Below are 15,349 nucleotides of genomic sequence, written 5' to 3' on the forward strand. Positions count from 1 at the left end.
TTAATTAATAACCATATATTATTTAAAAATATACATAACGAGGGGTGATTCTATGGTAATTATGAATGTTCTAACAGCAGATGATATGTCTTATGTGACAGTGGAAATCAAAAACGTTTCAGTCAAATATTATAAATACGATGAGAATGTAGTGAAGAACTTATATGAGCGTTTCAAATCTGAATCACCTACTAAAATTACTTTCGGCAGTGAAAATGCATATACCATGAAATTCACAAAATTACTGTACACTAATGGATTTGAATTAGATGAAGATGGTGCAGTATTGTCTAATCGTAAAAAGAATATTTGTTATAACTCAATAGAAAAATCTATAGATAATATCCAACAACATCAGTATAACTTAACGCTTAAATCGGGATATGACGAAAATAAACTGATCGAAGTGTTATTGAATAACGGATATATAATTTCAACAGTTAATAATTCAGGTGAAATTGATGTGTTAATCTATGGAAATATAAATGTTTGACAAATAACAATTTAGTAGATTATGATATTTAAGATAATAAAATACATAAAAAAAGAAAGTGAGGGAGTTTATTTCTGCGAGAGAAGCGCACAATATCAATTGTCATTAAGAGCTTCAAATGAGATAGTTGTATGGAATAAGCGAATAAATGAAAAAACCAACTATATTTTTAAAAGTACCATTTCTAATTACATGTACTTTAGTATGGGCTTGGTTTGCAACACAAGTCATAGAAGATAGTAATAAAAATGATATGAAAGAATCCTCAGATATCATTAAACGTATGGAAAATATTAAAAAGAATTCGATTGCCTATCAAATTGATTTATCATTCAGCGATATTCAAAAGGAATATGGACGTTTGAAGGAAGAGGAAAGAAAAAGGTTAGAGAAGTTAGAACAAGAAAGACAGGCTAAACTTGAGCAGGAGAGATTGGCTAGGATCGAAAAAGAAAGGAAGTTAACTGAAGCTAGAAAAGCTGAACTAGCTAGGGTAGCACAAGTTGAGGAAAGAAAAAAGCAGTCTGAAGCAAGAGAAAAGCAGATAATTAGTAGAGGTAGTAATGAAAGTGTAAACAATAATTGGATGACTTTTAATGCTTCATATTATACAGCTTACTGTGCAGAAGGTTGTACTGGTGTAACAGCAACAGGTTATAACGTGTCTAATACAATTTACTATAATGGATTACGTATTATTGCTACAGATCCAAGAGTAATAAAACTAGGTACAATTGTAGAAGTTAAAACGCCTTATGAAACGTTCAGGGCAATTTCTCTCGATACAGGTGGGGCGATAAAAAATCACAAAATAGACGTGTTAGTTTCTTCAGAACAAGAAGCAAATAAACTAGGAAGACATAATGTACAGCTTCGAATATTAAAAGAACCAAAATAAATTAATTAATAAAATACATAAAATATAGTTGTAATTAACATTAGTGGTTGTTATAATTAGATTATAAATAAGCAAAGGAGATGAAATTATTTGAATATCAGCGACTCAGCACTAGAGTATTACGGTTATAAATTTGTAAATAACAATGTATTAGAAAATGAAGGAATTACATTTGAAGATTATCTTAAGCGAGAGTTAGGTGATTGAATTGACAAATGAGGTTAGTAGTGAAGTTATTCAGTTTGAAAAAGACTTGACATTCGTAAGAAATTTCTTAGATAAATTACCTAGAGAAGTTAGTAGATTGTATGAATTAATTGGAATAAAGGATCAAGAAAAGATTGACTTATTGCATCATATAGAGTTTCTAAAGTTAGACGCAAGCAAAGGTTGGGGAGCATACAGTAAGTTACATGTCTCACTTAATGAGCGTCGAGAGGCTAAAGATTTACATGAAGTAATGAGTATTGCAAATGACCTAATTAAAGGTAAAATTTCAGCATCCACATTAAGTACGGCAGTCGGAGACGTTAGAAAAGCAATAAAGCAACAAGAGAAACGTACATATAAACCTCGTCAATTCAAGAACTTAGACTATGGTAATAAAGATAAGCTTAATATGTAGTTAAATTAATAATACATATCAAAATACATAAAGAAAGAGATGATAATTATAGAAAATAAAGAAGTATGGAAGCCTGTAGAGGGGTATGAAGACTTATATGAAGCTAGTAGCTTTGGAAGAATTAGAAGTTTGGATAGAATGGTCAATGGTAGAAGTAATAGTGTACAGCTTAAAAAAGGAACTGTTTTAAAACCACAAGAAAAAACACATGGATATTTGGCAGTTAATTTATATAAGGATAGAAAAATGAAGTCACTTGCAATACATAGAATTATAGCAAAAACATTTATTGAAAATAATGATAACAAACCAGAAGTTAATCATATCGATGGAAACAAGGAGAATAATAATGTTGCTAATTTAGAATGGGTGACTTCTAGTGAAAATCAAAAACACGCATATAAAATAGGTTTGCAAAAAACAACCGATCTTATGAGAGAAACTAGAAAGATTACTGCTAAAAGGTTTGGAGGCAGATCCTCTTCACCTATTTATCAAACATTTAAGAAGAATGGAAATAAGAAATTTTGGATATCCAAAGTCAGAGCTAGTAAACATGAAGGAACATCTATTAATTCCATTGATAGAAGTATAAAAAGAATAAGAAGTAATAATAAATGGATATGGGATAACGCTAGTAAATTTAGTAAAGATGGATTTATTATTATAGTAGAAGGGTGCGATTGTTCTGGAAAAACAACACTGATTGAAGAATTAGAGCGTTGTACAGGGTTTAAGGTTTTAAAAGGTAGCGACTTCAGAATAGCAGAAAAAGGAGTAGCTTTCATGTATGATTACATGTCTGAAATATTTTCTACAAAAGACAATATTATTTTGGATAGAAGCTTTATTTCAAATATGGTATATGCTCCGATATTCGATAAGAAATCTTTAACATATCAACAATTTTCAACTCTAATAGAAAAAGCTATGGGAAAATCATTAACGATATACTTACATGCATCTCCTGAAACAATTAAAAGTAGACTTGTAAGTAGAGGTGACGACTACGTAGAAGTATCAAACATTGACGATATTATTAACTCGTACAAAGAAACAGTAAAGATATTACAAGATGACTTAGAAATATTAAATTATTCCACAGAAGATTATAGTGCAGTAGACATTGTTACTATACTTACTCCGATATTACAAAAAATGAAATTAATATCGTAAGTAAGATTGAACATTTAGAAGTAGTTAAATTTGATACAGGTAAGATGACAACAAAGGAAATTGCTGAGCATATTCTACTTAACTATTAATATAATAAATACATAAATAATACATATGAATAGAAAGAGGATGGTATTTTGAAAAATAAGTTAACATTAATTAAGCGTTCAACACCGACATGTCCTGCGTGTGAGACAATGCAGTTCATATTAAAAGAAGAGGGAGTTCCATTCGATACAATAGACATTGCTAAAGATGAAGATGCAATTGAGAAGTATGATTTATCAAGCGTACCAGTAATCCTAATAGATAGTGATGCAGGACAAATAAAGCTAAATGGAATTCAGCCGATAGAAGTCATCAAAGAACTACTTGAAGATGAATAATTTAAATTATAAATAAATAAAATCAGATATATAAATCAAGGAGGAAATGATTTGACACTATCAAAGACCATTAAGAAGCGAGATAATTCGATCGTAGAATTTAAACTAGAAAAGGTTGCTAGTGCTATTAGTAAAGCAGGAAGGGAAACTGGAGAGTTTAATAATGAAGTATCAGCAACACTTGCTCAAGATGTACTAGATGTATTAAATGAATCAAATGAGAATAATTTGTCGGTTGAGCAAGTACAAGATGTTGTGGAAATGATTCTTCTTAACTCCAAGTACAAAGCAACGGCTAAAGCGTACATCCTTTATCGGGAAAAACGATCACAAGAAAGAAAACCTGATATTTTTAAGAGACGTGTAAACTTAAAGCCTTATGAATATCCTCAATTAAATGAGTATAAAGAGGCTATTCAACACTCTTATTGGTTACATACAGAATTTAATTACACTTCCGATATTCAAGATTATAAAGTTAACATTACAGACAAAGAACGTAATGTGATTAAGAATACAATGTTAGCAATTTCACAAGTAGAAGTAGCTGTTAAGAATTTCTGGGGAGACTTACATAATAGGATGCCAAAACCAGAAGTAGGATCTGTGGGAGCAACTTTTGCAGATTCAGAAGTAAGACATAGTGATGCTTATTCTCACCTTTTAGAAATTTTAGGATTGAATAATGAGTTTGAGAGAATTCAACAAATTCCAGCATTAGCTAATCGAGTTAACAGTTTGACTAGCGCTGTTAAATATTTAAAAACAGAAAGCAATAAAGATTTTACATTATCACTTATTCTATTCTCATTATTTATTGAACACGTATCTTTATTTTCTCAATTCTTAATAATCATGTCATTTAATAAGTATAAGAATTTATTTAAAGGTATGTCAAATGCTATTGAAGCTACATCTAAAGAAGAACAATTACATGGAATGTTTGGTATTGAATTGGTCGATATTATTCGAAATGAAAATCCTGAATGGTTTGATGAGGAGCTTAGTAATAAAGTTTATGAAGCTTGTAAGAATACGTTTGAATCAGAAGTTGCTGTAGTAGATTGGATATATGAAGATGGAGACTTAGATTTCTTACCTAAAGAAGTTGTTATTGAATTTGTTAAAAATAGATTAAATAATTCATTAATTAGTACTGGATTTGAACCTATTTTTGAAATCAATGAAGAATTAGTGGAGAAGACAGAATGGTTTGACGATGAAATTCTTACTACTAAACATGTAGACTTCTTTGACAAACGTAGCGTAAATTATGCGAAAAGACAAAAGAGTATTGAAGCAGATGATTTGTTTTCATAATACTTAAATTAGACAGTTTTATAACATTTCTAATTTACTTATAAAAAGGAGCTTGTTACATATGACATTTGAATGGTTAAACGAAAATAGCATAAATTTCTTAAAAGGCGGATACTTAAAAAAAGGAGTTACGCCTGAACAACGATTAAAAGAAATTTCAGACCATGCTGAAAAAATTCTAGGAATTGAAGGATTTTCAAATAAATTTTATACATATTTAAGCAAAGGTTATTATTCTCTATCTTCTCCTGTATGGTCTAACTTTGGAACTAAAAAGGGATTAAGTATTAGTTGTTTCGGTAGTAATATTGATGATAATATGGCTAATATTTTATATACACATGGAGAAGTAGGAATGATGAGTAAATTTGGTGGAGGTACTTCTGGTTATTTTGGAAATCTCCGTCATCGTGGTGCTGAAATAAAAGATAACGGAAAGTCTTCTGGAGCAGTTCACTTTATGGAGATGTTTGATAAATTAGTAGACGTTGCTTCACAGGGTAGTATGCGTAGAGGTGCTTTTTCTCCATATTTACCTATTGAACATCCTGATATTGAGGAGTTTTTAAAGATTGGAAGTGAAGGAAATCCTATTCAAAAACTAACCCATGGTGTAACAGTTACTGATAAATGGATGAAAGAAATGATTGCAGGAGATAGAAAAAAACGTTCTATTTGGGCTAAAGTAATTCAAAGCCGAGTAGAAATTGGCTATCCTTATATTTTCTTTACTGATACTGTTAATAGAAATACAGTAGATGTATATAAAGTTTTAGCATTACTTATTAACCACTCTAATTTATGTACTGAAATTGCATTACCAGATAATGAAATTTGGTCATTTGTATGTTGTTTAGCTTCTATGAACCTTTTACATTTTGACGAGTGGAAGGATACTGATGCAGTAGAAACTATGATTTACTTCTTAGATGCAGTTATTTCTGAATTTATTAGCGATTTAGAAGAAATGCGAGATTCTGAAGAAATTGAAAAACGTAATGCATTTACTTATATGGAACGTACCTATAACTTCGCTAAAGACCATCGAGCATTAGGATTAGGTACTCTTGGTTGGCACTCTTATCTGCAATCCAAAATGATTCCATTTGAAAGTGTTGAAGCTTCTCAATTAAACGTTCGCATCTCTAGATTTATTCAAAAGAAGTCATTACAGGCTTCTAAAGAATTAGCTGAAATATTTGGAGAACCAAAGTTATTAAAAGGTTATGGTAGACGTAATACGACTCTGTTAGCAATAGCTCCTACAACAAGTTCAGCATTTATTTTAGGTCAAGTCAGTCAGTCGATAGAACCTATTTGGAGTAATAATTACGTGAAAGATGTCGCCAAAGCAAAAGTAACTATTCGTAATCCTTATCTTAAAAAAGTATTACAATTCTATGGTAAAGATAATAGAGAGACATGGAATAGCATTCGTGTCAATGATGGTTCAGTACAACATTTGGACTTCTTAACACAACATGAGAAAGAAGTATTTAAAACCTTTGCTGAAATTGACCAATATGTAGTATTAGAACAAGCTTCTATGCGTCAAAAATTTATTGACCAAGGACAATCTTTAAATATTATGGTAAATCCAAAAATGTCAGCTAAAGAAATTAATGATTTGTATATTTTCGCATGGAAGAATGAAATTAAAACTCTTTACTATCAACATAGTACAAATGCATCTCAACAATTCAGTAAAGATAAATTATGTAGTAGTTGTGAAGCATAATCTGATAAACCATTATACAAACAAAGATAATACATAAAAAAGGGGAAATATAAATTATGGATTTAAATAACACATTATATTTTGCAAAAGTTAAAGAGGAAGCGATTATTCCAACAAAACGAAAAGAAGACGGGTGTTATGACATCTATGTACTCTTTAATGAAGATGAAGTAACGATTAAACCACATGAAATTGTAGGCTTTAATACAGGTATTGCAACAGCAGTAAGTTATAAATATCGCTTAGACTTTAAGCGTGAACGTGGTTCAACTGGATCAATTGGATTAGTACCTCGTTGTGGTCAAGTTGATAGTGGATATCGAGGAGAAGTGTTCTTGAAGCTACAAAACACTACCAATAAAAACATTGTAATTTCAAAATTAGTTACTGATAAAGTAGAAACTGAAAATGAAGTTAAATATCCAATCACTAAAGCAGTATGTCAAATGGCAGTTGAAATTGTACCAGAGGTTGAAGAAGAAGTAATTTCGTATGAGGAACTGTTAAGTATTCCATCTGAACGAGGTACGGGTGCTTTAGGTAGTAGTGGAAAATAACACACTTTTAATAAATCATGGATATTATTGAATGATAAAGTAGAAGGAGAGTAATGATATGAATATTTTATATGTAGTAAATAATGATAAACTCGTACGGAACTACCTTTATGAAGGATTCGATGTTGATATAGGTTCACTCACTCGTGGAGCAGGTAGTTGTATTAGTAAGGTATACGATGTGGTTAAATTTATTGATGGGGACATAGTGAAAGATAATAAGAATTTAAATGAACACCAAAGACTACTTTCTAAGTTTTTGATGGAATTGAAGGAACGTGGTTTAGTTCATGAAAATACAATCTATATTTAAACAAACAAAATACACAATAAAAAGGAGAATATATATATATATGAAATCACGCAAACAACGTAAATTAGAAGCTAAACAAAACGGAGTACCATTTGTACCTCAATATAATGGAAATGGTGTAATTTCTTCTGAAGATTTCTATGGATCAGGTAATGAACGATTTAATAATAAGTTTGTTGAATTTGATAAACCAGTAGAAAAGATTGCAGATAAAGTAGTTGATTCTTATAAAGAACATGTTCAAGAACGTAGAGATGAGATTGACGAAGTTAAGTCAAGTAGAAACAAAAGTGTAATTGATAAAGAAAAGATTGAAGTTGTTGAAATAAAGTCAGAAAAAGAAATTTCTAAAAAGAAGAAAGGTAAGCTTAAAAAAGCACTTAAGAAACTTTTTAATAAATAAAATACATAATTATATATGAGAGTGGATTAATTTCTACTCTCATTACTTTTATACATAGAGGAGAGTTTAGGTTGACCGAATTAAATAAAGCAGAAAAGTATCTGATTGAAAACTTAACTAGATTGGCTAATGAAGGATGTATGGACGATAATCCTAGGGGAAGATATGCATCAGATAATAGCCCATCTCATTCTATTTCTATTAGAGGAAGTATTTTTGAGACATATAATTTACAAAATAATGAATTTCCAATCACAGAAACTCGTCGTATTGCTGTAAAAGGGGCAATAAATGAGATTTTAGCAATATATCAAACGCAAACTAATACAAATGAAGGATTTAAGTATCACGGAGTCTCATGGTGGGATTCTTGGATGAATGAATACGGGAATATAGGAAGAGCTTACTCGTATAATCTAGAAAGCCATAGACCTGGAGAAATGAAGAGGGAGGTGGTTAAGATAAAAAAGAGGTTAGTAGATAAAAAAGAAAAGTCAAAAATGTTTGATAGTGAATTACTGTATCCGATAGAAGATGTTTACAATAACAGCTTGCCTTCATTATACCTAGGTAAAGTAATAAATGGAAAATATGGTGATTTTAAAATATTAAGCAAAACAGATAGCGATAGATTTCTGGTTCAGTTTTTAGCTACTGGATATAAGAAGTATTGTGCATCTAAACAAATAAGGGAAAGAAATGTTAAAAGCCCTTACTCAAGGACAGTGTGTAATTTTGGATATTTAGGAGAATTTGAAAAAGTTAAAGGGTTCTCTGACAATGAAATTAATGAATTGAAAAGAAAATGGACTCAGATGATAGAGAGATGTCATTCCCTGAATGAAAAATTATCAAATTGGTCTTTAGATATGATATGTACTGAATGGCATTCTTTCGAAGGATTTTTAAGAACAGTGAAATCAATACCACAATACTTTATAGCTAGGGACAATGGTTTTAAGGGATATGTTCTTGATAAGGACTATTTCAGCTCTGGATTTTATAGCCCAGAAACATCAGCTTTTATAACAGATCTAGATAATGTGCTCTATAATAACAAAGCTTTTATCGATAATAAAACTTCTAAGATATATATTTCACAAAAAGAATGTGCAAACGACCATGGTTTAAATAGTGCTACATACATTAGTGATTTATTAATAAGCAAGAGAAACGACTCTAAGTATGATTTTAGTTATATCGAAGATGAGGATGAATACATATACCGATATGAACTTTCTCGTAATCAAATGAATGAGTTGTTGCATAATCTAAAGCATGACCCCTACTCAAAAAGACATTTGGTTTCATTCTATAATTGGGCAAACATGGATAAGAAAATGTTAGTAGAATGCGCATATGAAACTTTGTGGACGGTTTCCAATGTTAATGGCGATAAATTTCTCGACTTAACTTTAGTACAACGTAGTAGTGATGCATTAGTTGCAGGGACAGGAATAAATCAAATGCAATATGTGGCATTGCAAATGATGGTGGCTAAACATTTAGGCATTAAAGTTGGATTATTTGAACATTTACGTAAGAATTGGCACGTATATGATCGTCATACTGAACAAGTAGAAGAAACAATAAAGCGAGTAGAGGAATTAAAATCTAGAGAAGTTCAATCTCAACCTAAGTTAATTCTAAATGTCCCAGACGGTACTAATTTTTATGACATTTCAGAAAAGGATTTTGAGCTGATTGGATATAACCCAATCTTGCCACAACTTAAATTTGATTTAGCTGTGTGATCATACAAAAAAGGAAGTAATGTCAATTGATAATTAATGAATGGACAGTTAATCATTACTTATGGACGGTTGTAGTGGCAGTTTTATTACTAATGATAATAATCCCAATAAGCATTTATTTTAAAAATCGTTCTATTTCAAAAATAAATATATGTATAGGTATAGGAATATTAGTTTTTGCAGTATTAGTATCTTCATTGTCAACAAAAGAAAAACATATCTACTACAACTACAAAACCTACAGTGAGGTAGAACAATTGGAATCTGATGGATGGGAAGTAGTTACAGAATATAATAACAAGCAGATCATTCATGCAAAGAAGGAGAAATAAAAAAAGAGCGAACGTCAACAAGACACTCGCTCATACGTGACTTAGAAGTGAATCAGGAAAATTCGGTTTAGTCACATCTTGATTTTACTATCAAGTCACGTATTTAGTCAACGATAAGAAGGAGGAGTATATGTCAATCAATATGATAGTTGCAATCAATGAAACAAATTCTATAGGTAAGAATGGACATCTCTTATATCGAATTAAAAAGGATTTACAACGTTTTAAACAACTCACTCAAAATAATAGTGGACACCCTAATATATGTTTAATGGGTAAACGAACATTTGAAGAATTACCAGAACCACTACATAAGCGTGTAAATGTAGTTTTAACTTCAAATAAGAATTACAAAGTTCCAAACGGAGTAATTGTTGAGTCATCATTAGATAAAGTGTTAAATCATTACTTAGAATCTGGAGATCAAGACAAAGACCTCTTTATTTGCGGGGGACAGAATTTATTTGAACAAGCATTACCTTTTGCAGATAAAATCTATATTACATATATACAAGACAATAAAAAGGGAGATACCTTTTTTCCTTATGAAAAGGTAAAACAACAATTTAAAATAATACATAAAGAAGAACAAGAAGAAAACGAATTGAAATTTGAATTTATTGATTATGTAAGAAAGGATGATGCAGATGAGTAATGAAAAAGGGTTAACAAAAAGTAGTTGCATCATACAAAATGAAGAACTCAACAAATTATTTCATGATGCATTATTGAAATATTTTAAATCATTACCTGAAGAAAGATTACTAGAGATAGAATCATATATGTCATGCGATTAATTACAATAATTAACACTGATGTTGTATTACGTCAGTGTTTTTTGCTATTATGTCTTTATAGAATATTAATATTTTGGAGTGGTGGATTTGAGTCGTATCAGATGGTCACAAGAAGAAAGCGAATTACTGAAAAAGGTTTATAAATATAAGACTGCTAACCAATTAGCTGAAATATTTCCTCAATATACAAATACCCAAATATTAAGAAGGGCTAAAAAATTGGGACTAAAGAAAGACCCATTAGTTGCAAAAGAATCTCGTGAACAAAATAAAATTATTCAACGTCAAGACTTATGGACAGATGAAGAATTAAAAATATTAGCAGAAATGTACCCTTTTGAAGGGGCGATTGGCGTTCAAGAGAAGCTAAAAAAAGAAAGAAGTATACAATCAATAATTTCTCAAGCAAATAAATACAAAATTTGTAGAGTCCAAAAGGATTTATTATGGAAACAGAAGACTTTTGAAATTAATGACGGAGATATTTTTTCTGTAAAAATTACCTTTAAAGGTCAATAAGGAGAAAATTATGAAGGAATTAAAAGATATAAAAAATGTAGCAATTTATCTTAGACGTTCTAGAGGCGAAGAGAATGAAGATCTAATAAAACACGAACGTAGCTCGACTCAAATATGTGAAAAATATGGTTGGGGTTATACAATTTATAAGGAAATCGGTTCAGGTGACTCTATAGAAGCAAGACCAATAATGTGTGAGCTATTAGATGATGTTGATGGAGGAATGTATGATGCTGTTGTTGTAACATATTATGACAGACTAGGTAGAGGTAGTGGTACAGACCAAGATATAATTACAAATGTATTTCTAAATAGCAATACATTGATCATAGAAACTACTCCATTCACAATCTATAATATGGAAGATGAAGCTTCAGAAGAAATGTTAGCTTTTAAACAATTTATGGCAAGAAGAGATTATAAAAATATCAATAAAAAGTTAACTCATGGTAGAAAAATGGCAGTGGAAATGGGTAGGTGGGTGTTTTCATCTCCGCCTTATGGATATGACTATAATCGAAAAACTAAAAAGCTTGAAATAAATGATGAACAAGCTAAAGTTCTAAGAATGATTTATGAAATGTATCTTGATGAAATGATGTCTAGTAATGATGTTGCTTGGTCATTAAATAAACAAAAAATACCATCACCTAAAAACACTCTCTGGACAGGGGCAACAATATTACAACAATTAAAAGCAGAAGTTACTCTAGGTCATATTGTTTACAATAAAACTAAAGGTAATAGAAAGTCTAAATCTGCTGTAAAAAAGAAATTTGAATATGTGTCTAAAAGCGAATGGAAGACTGTTTATAACGCTCATCCTGCCATAAAGACTCAAGAAGAGCATGAAAAAATCTTAGAAGTAATTAAAAATAAGAATACTCATACTAGAAAGAATAACATCAATATACTATCTGGAGTAGTTAAATGTTACAACTGTAATTCCACATTAACAATAAGAAAATCGAGTCATGATGGGAGAGATGAAATTTCAAACTGTTCTAAATGCAAAGAGTGTAAGGGTGGTAGAGCTGAATTAATAATGGATTCAATCTATAAATCAGCAGAAGTAATAAAGGTTGCTCTAAACGATATAAAAAGTGATCATTTAAAAGATAAAGAAAAGACAATGTTACTTAAAGAGATAGAAAAATTAGATGTTAAATTAGACATTCAATACAAAGCAATTGAAAATATTGAACAGTGGTTTGAGGAAGGTATGTATTCTCCTGATAAAGCTAAAACAAAAATCAAAGAAAGACAAGAAAAGATATATGAATTAGAAAATATAGTTAGAAAGAAAAGAGAAAAATTAGACTCATTTTCCAATATGACTAACAATGACAGAATTAAAAGAATAGATGATTTTATTGAAAGTATGAAAAAAAGTAGTGATGAAAATGATAAAGCAAAACAAAATGCATACATTAAAAATATTATATCTGAAATAGTTTGGAAACGAACAGAATGGGATGAAATTGAGGTAACAGTAAATTTTCTTTAAGGGGATAGACTGTAAAAATAGATACTGTGCAACTATTGTAAATAGGTAGTGAATTAAGAGACGTATTGAGAAATTATGAACAATGTAATAAAACATTCAATGTGCTTGTTTTTGTAGTATTAACAGCAAGGTGGACTTCGTCATTCATGGCAACGAGAACACCTTTCTCGCGAGCTTCTTCATCTACAGCTACACGAACGGCTTCTACTAAATTATAAACACCATCTGCACCAAGTTCGTTTGAGGAGCGCATGGCACCTGTTAAAACAATAGGAATTGATAAATCGGTCGTTAACTCTAAAAAGTATGCTGTTTCTTCTAATGTATCAGTACCATGGGTGATGACAACGCCATCAATTTTCTCCTCTGCAACTTTTTCGATAATAAGATTACGTAATTTAAGCATTTCTTTTTGAGTAATATGTGGTGATGGGAGGTTAAATGCCTCCATTTCAATAATTGTTGCGAGCGCATCAAGTTTACTACTTTCCTTCATAAGAGGATTTTCCTTGTTAGGCATAACGGCACCTTCATCGCTCATCGCCATAGATATTGTTCCACCTGTATGAATTAATAAAATTGTTTTTTTCATAAAAAATAATATCTCCTTTTAAAAAGTTTTGTGTCATAACATGGTATAATAATAGCAGTTTATCTTCATGTAACAGATGTTTTTTGTCGGAAAATGTCACAATAGTTTTCCGCCTATGACATACGATATACTTTTTGTCTAATAACCGACAGAATAAATAAACATAGGCTATGAAATTTTACATCCTGCAAAATGCTAAAGTTAACCAACATTGTGAGGCGGACGCTTCACTTTCGTATAAAAAACATTGTTGGGAAAGTCAGAAGGATGTCACGAATTTTAAAATCTTAACATCATTATGTCAAGGTGAAATTGATTTTTGAAAGGGGCCGGCATCATGATCATCTTATTATCAGCTGCCATTGCTCCCGGTTTAGCGCTTTTTAGTTACTTTTATTTGCGCAATCAGATGGCAACGGAGCCAAGAAGAACCTTACTTCAAACGTTTTTGTATGGCGCATTTTTAACGTTCCCAATCTTGTTCTTACAATATGTACTAACAGAGGAAGGGGTCTTTCGATATCTTTATCTACAAGATGTAGTTTTTTCGAGTGTAGTTGAAGAGTTTTTTAAATGGTTTATTCTGTTAATCGCAATCTACAATCATGTAGAATTCGATGATCCTTATGATGGCATACTGTATGGTGCAAGCATATCTCTTGGTTTTGCCACGATTGAAAATGTGCTTTATTTATTTTCTTTCGGTTTAGATACTGCTTTTATGCGTGCATTATTACCTGTATCGAGTCATGCTTTGTTCGGTGTTGTAATGGGCTATTATTATGGACGTGCCAAGTTTTCAAAGTTTGCAAAGACGAAAGAAATGATTGCTATGGCGCTTTGTGCACCGGTAGTATTACACATTTTATATAATACAATTTTATCATTTAAAGGCTATTGGGTATATTTAATGATACCTTTTATGCTATTTTTGTGGTGGTTTGGGCTACGAAAAGTCAAGCTTGCTCACTATCACCTAGTACAACATTTGCATATGCATAAAAAAATATAAAGCGTAGAAATCTAAAAAAGATTTCTGCGCTTTTCTATTTTTTAAATGTATAAAAAGTGTCGTTTGTTTCAAGCTATGAAAAAAAGGAGTGATGATAGTGCGTTTAGTAAGCATAATTTTTGCTTTGATGTTGGGGATTAGTATATTCGCTATTCCGCAAAATGACGCCATTGCATTTACCGAGCAACAGATTTCTCGTGGTGCTTATGGAGATGATGTAATTGAGCTACAGGCAAGGCTACAATACTTAGGGTTTTATAAAAGTAAAATTGATGGCAAATTTGGCTATAACACATATTGGGCTTTACGAATTTTCCAAGAGAAATATGGTTTACCAGTAGATGGAATAGCCGGTGCTAAAACTAAAAAAACTTTATCAGGTTATTCAGATTACGATGAAGGATGGGTCAAAGCGCAATTAAATGCAGGAAATCAATTCACCTATTATGGTGGTACGCCACTTGAACAGCAAGTGAAAACAAACACTGGCGGCGGTGGAGGTGGCGGTAAAAGTAGTGGTAGTAGTAATAATAATGGGACTAAAACTCAACTACCTCCAAAGTATACTGACAGAGATGTACAGTTAATGGCGAATGCGGTTTATGGTGAAGCTAGGGGAGAGCCTTATGAAGGTCAAGTGGCTGTAGCAGCTGTTATTTTAAATCGTTTGGAAAGTCCTGAATTCCCAAATACTATTTCAGGTATTATTTTCCAACCGCTAGCGTTTACTGCGGTGGCAGATGGACAAATTTGGCTTGAACCAAATGAACGTGCAAAAGAAGCGGTTCTTGATGCTATGAATGGATGGGATCCTTCAGAAAATGCACTTTATTATTTTAATCCGAAAACAGCTACAAGTAAGTGGATTTGGTCACGAGCTCAAATTAAACGAATTGGAGAACACATTTTCTGTTCATAAGAAAGGAG

General features: G+C 31.2%; 17 protein-coding genes and 1 pseudogene. 17 read left to right on the forward strand and 1 reads right to left on the reverse strand.

The annotated features are described in order from the left end of the window. Positions 1 to 52 precede the first annotated feature (52 nt). The 15 genes from AC3WSK_RS04190 (at position 53) to AC3WSK_RS04260 (ending at position 12,818) form a co-directional block, all read left to right on the forward strand. Complete coding sequence (locus tag AC3WSK_RS04190) at positions 53 to 493, forward strand: hypothetical protein (RefSeq protein ID WP_492412604.1); 441 nt, start codon at positions 53 to 55, stop codon at positions 491 to 493. A 148-nt stretch (positions 494 to 641) separates the two neighbouring features. Continuing rightward, positions 642 to 1,391, forward strand: coding sequence for a 3D domain-containing protein (locus tag AC3WSK_RS04195; protein ID WP_492412606.1), 750 nt, complete (start codon positions 642 to 644; stop codon positions 1,389 to 1,391). Between the two features lie 208 nt (positions 1,392 to 1,599). Next, positions 1,600 to 2,016, forward strand: a complete 417-nt coding sequence (locus AC3WSK_RS04200; RefSeq protein ID WP_492412608.1) for a hypothetical protein — start codon at positions 1,600 to 1,602, stop codon at positions 2,014 to 2,016. A gap of 39 nt (positions 2,017 to 2,055) precedes the next feature. Further along, positions 2,056 to 3,192 carry an NUMOD4 domain-containing protein gene (locus tag AC3WSK_RS04205; protein WP_492534965.1) on the forward strand — a complete coding sequence of 379 codons (1,137 nt, stop codon included), beginning with the start codon at positions 2,056 to 2,058 and terminating at the stop codon, positions 3,190 to 3,192. Between the two features lie 137 nt (positions 3,193 to 3,329). Further along, positions 3,330 to 3,578, forward strand: coding sequence for a glutaredoxin family protein (locus tag AC3WSK_RS04210; RefSeq protein ID WP_492412611.1), 249 nt, complete (start codon positions 3,330 to 3,332; stop codon positions 3,576 to 3,578). Positions 3,579 to 3,629: 51 nt separating this feature from the next. Next, a complete protein-coding gene (locus tag AC3WSK_RS04215) occupies positions 3,630 to 4,898 on the forward strand; it encodes a ribonucleotide-diphosphate reductase subunit beta (RefSeq protein ID WP_492412613.1) in 1,269 nt (422 codons plus the stop codon). A gap of 61 nt (positions 4,899 to 4,959) precedes the next feature. Then, positions 4,960 to 6,636, forward strand: a complete 1,677-nt coding sequence (locus tag AC3WSK_RS04220) for a ribonucleoside-diphosphate reductase subunit alpha (RefSeq protein WP_492412615.1) — start codon at positions 4,960 to 4,962, stop codon at positions 6,634 to 6,636. Positions 6,637 to 6,692: 56 nt separating this feature from the next. Next, positions 6,693 to 7,193 carry a hypothetical protein gene (locus tag AC3WSK_RS04225; RefSeq protein ID WP_492412617.1) on the forward strand — a complete coding sequence of 167 codons (501 nt, stop codon included), beginning with the start codon at positions 6,693 to 6,695 and terminating at the stop codon, positions 7,191 to 7,193. Positions 7,194 to 7,251: 58 nt separating this feature from the next. Next, complete coding sequence (locus tag AC3WSK_RS04230) at positions 7,252 to 7,506, forward strand: hypothetical protein (protein WP_492412619.1); 255 nt, start codon at positions 7,252 to 7,254, stop codon at positions 7,504 to 7,506. A gap of 40 nt (positions 7,507 to 7,546) precedes the next feature. Next, the gene (locus AC3WSK_RS04235) at positions 7,547 to 7,909 is read left to right on the forward strand and encodes a hypothetical protein (protein WP_492412621.1); all 363 of its coding nucleotides are present in this window, start codon (positions 7,547 to 7,549) and stop codon (positions 7,907 to 7,909) included. A 71-nt stretch (positions 7,910 to 7,980) separates the two neighbouring features. Further along, positions 7,981 to 9,663, forward strand: a complete 1,683-nt coding sequence (locus AC3WSK_RS04240) for a thymidylate synthase (protein WP_492412623.1) — start codon at positions 7,981 to 7,983, stop codon at positions 9,661 to 9,663. Positions 9,664 to 9,737: 74 nt separating this feature from the next. Next, positions 9,738 to 9,995 carry a hypothetical protein gene (locus AC3WSK_RS04245; protein WP_492412625.1) on the forward strand — a complete coding sequence of 86 codons (258 nt, stop codon included), beginning with the start codon at positions 9,738 to 9,740 and terminating at the stop codon, positions 9,993 to 9,995. 130 nt (positions 9,996 to 10,125) lie between these two features. Then, the gene (locus AC3WSK_RS04250) at positions 10,126 to 10,650 is read left to right on the forward strand and encodes a dihydrofolate reductase (RefSeq protein WP_492412627.1); all 525 of its coding nucleotides are present in this window, start codon (positions 10,126 to 10,128) and stop codon (positions 10,648 to 10,650) included. A 229-nt stretch (positions 10,651 to 10,879) separates the two neighbouring features. Then, a complete protein-coding gene (locus tag AC3WSK_RS04255; protein WP_492412629.1) occupies positions 10,880 to 11,311 on the forward strand; it encodes a hypothetical protein in 432 nt (143 codons plus the stop codon). Positions 11,312 to 11,321: 10 nt separating this feature from the next. After that, on the forward strand, positions 11,322 to 12,818 hold the full coding sequence (locus AC3WSK_RS04260) for a recombinase family protein (RefSeq protein ID WP_492412631.1): 1,497 nt from the start codon (positions 11,322 to 11,324) through the stop codon (positions 12,816 to 12,818). Between the two features lie 91 nt (positions 12,819 to 12,909). Here the strand turns inward: AC3WSK_RS04260 and AC3WSK_RS04265 are convergent. Then, positions 12,910 to 13,410: pseudogene (locus tag AC3WSK_RS04265) on the reverse strand (asparaginase); the annotation flags it as partial. A gap of 337 nt (positions 13,411 to 13,747) precedes the next feature. Here AC3WSK_RS04265 and prsW point away from each other — a divergent pair. Together prsW and sleB are read left to right on the forward strand one after the other, a co-directional pair. Continuing rightward, on the forward strand, positions 13,748 to 14,422 hold the full coding sequence (prsW, locus tag AC3WSK_RS04270) for a glutamic-type intramembrane protease PrsW (RefSeq protein ID WP_079559895.1): 675 nt from the start codon (positions 13,748 to 13,750) through the stop codon (positions 14,420 to 14,422). 97 nt (positions 14,423 to 14,519) lie between these two features. Further along, the gene (sleB, locus tag AC3WSK_RS04275; protein WP_079559896.1) at positions 14,520 to 15,341 is read left to right on the forward strand and encodes a spore cortex-lytic enzyme; all 822 of its coding nucleotides are present in this window, start codon (positions 14,520 to 14,522) and stop codon (positions 15,339 to 15,341) included. Positions 15,342 to 15,349 lie beyond the last annotated feature (8 nt).

Source organism: Lysinibacillus sp. EB271-A1-10B (genome assembly GCF_058791335.1).

Coding starts and splice junctions, on each gene's coding strand:
- AC3WSK_RS04225 (WP_492412617.1), top strand. CDS start 6,693: ATGGATTTAAATAACACATTATATTTTGCAAAAGTTAAAGAGGAAGCG.
- AC3WSK_RS04260 (WP_492412631.1), top strand. CDS start 11,322: ATGAAGGAATTAAAAGATATAAAAAATGTAGCAATTTATCTTAGACGT.
- AC3WSK_RS04235 (WP_492412621.1), top strand. CDS start 7,547: ATGAAATCACGCAAACAACGTAAATTAGAAGCTAAACAAAACGGAGTA.
- AC3WSK_RS04190 (WP_492412604.1), top strand. CDS start 53: ATGGTAATTATGAATGTTCTAACAGCAGATGATATGTCTTATGTGACA.
- AC3WSK_RS04250 (WP_492412627.1), top strand. CDS start 10,126: ATGTCAATCAATATGATAGTTGCAATCAATGAAACAAATTCTATAGGT.
- prsW (WP_079559895.1), top strand. CDS start 13,748: ATGATCATCTTATTATCAGCTGCCATTGCTCCCGGTTTAGCGCTTTTT.
- AC3WSK_RS04220 (WP_492412615.1), top strand. CDS start 4,960: ATGACATTTGAATGGTTAAACGAAAATAGCATAAATTTCTTAAAAGGC.
- AC3WSK_RS04195 (WP_492412606.1), top strand. CDS start 642: ATGAAAAAACCAACTATATTTTTAAAAGTACCATTTCTAATTACATGT.
- AC3WSK_RS04205 (WP_492534965.1), top strand. CDS start 2,056: ATGATAATTATAGAAAATAAAGAAGTATGGAAGCCTGTAGAGGGGTAT.
- AC3WSK_RS04230 (WP_492412619.1), top strand. CDS start 7,252: ATGAATATTTTATATGTAGTAAATAATGATAAACTCGTACGGAACTAC.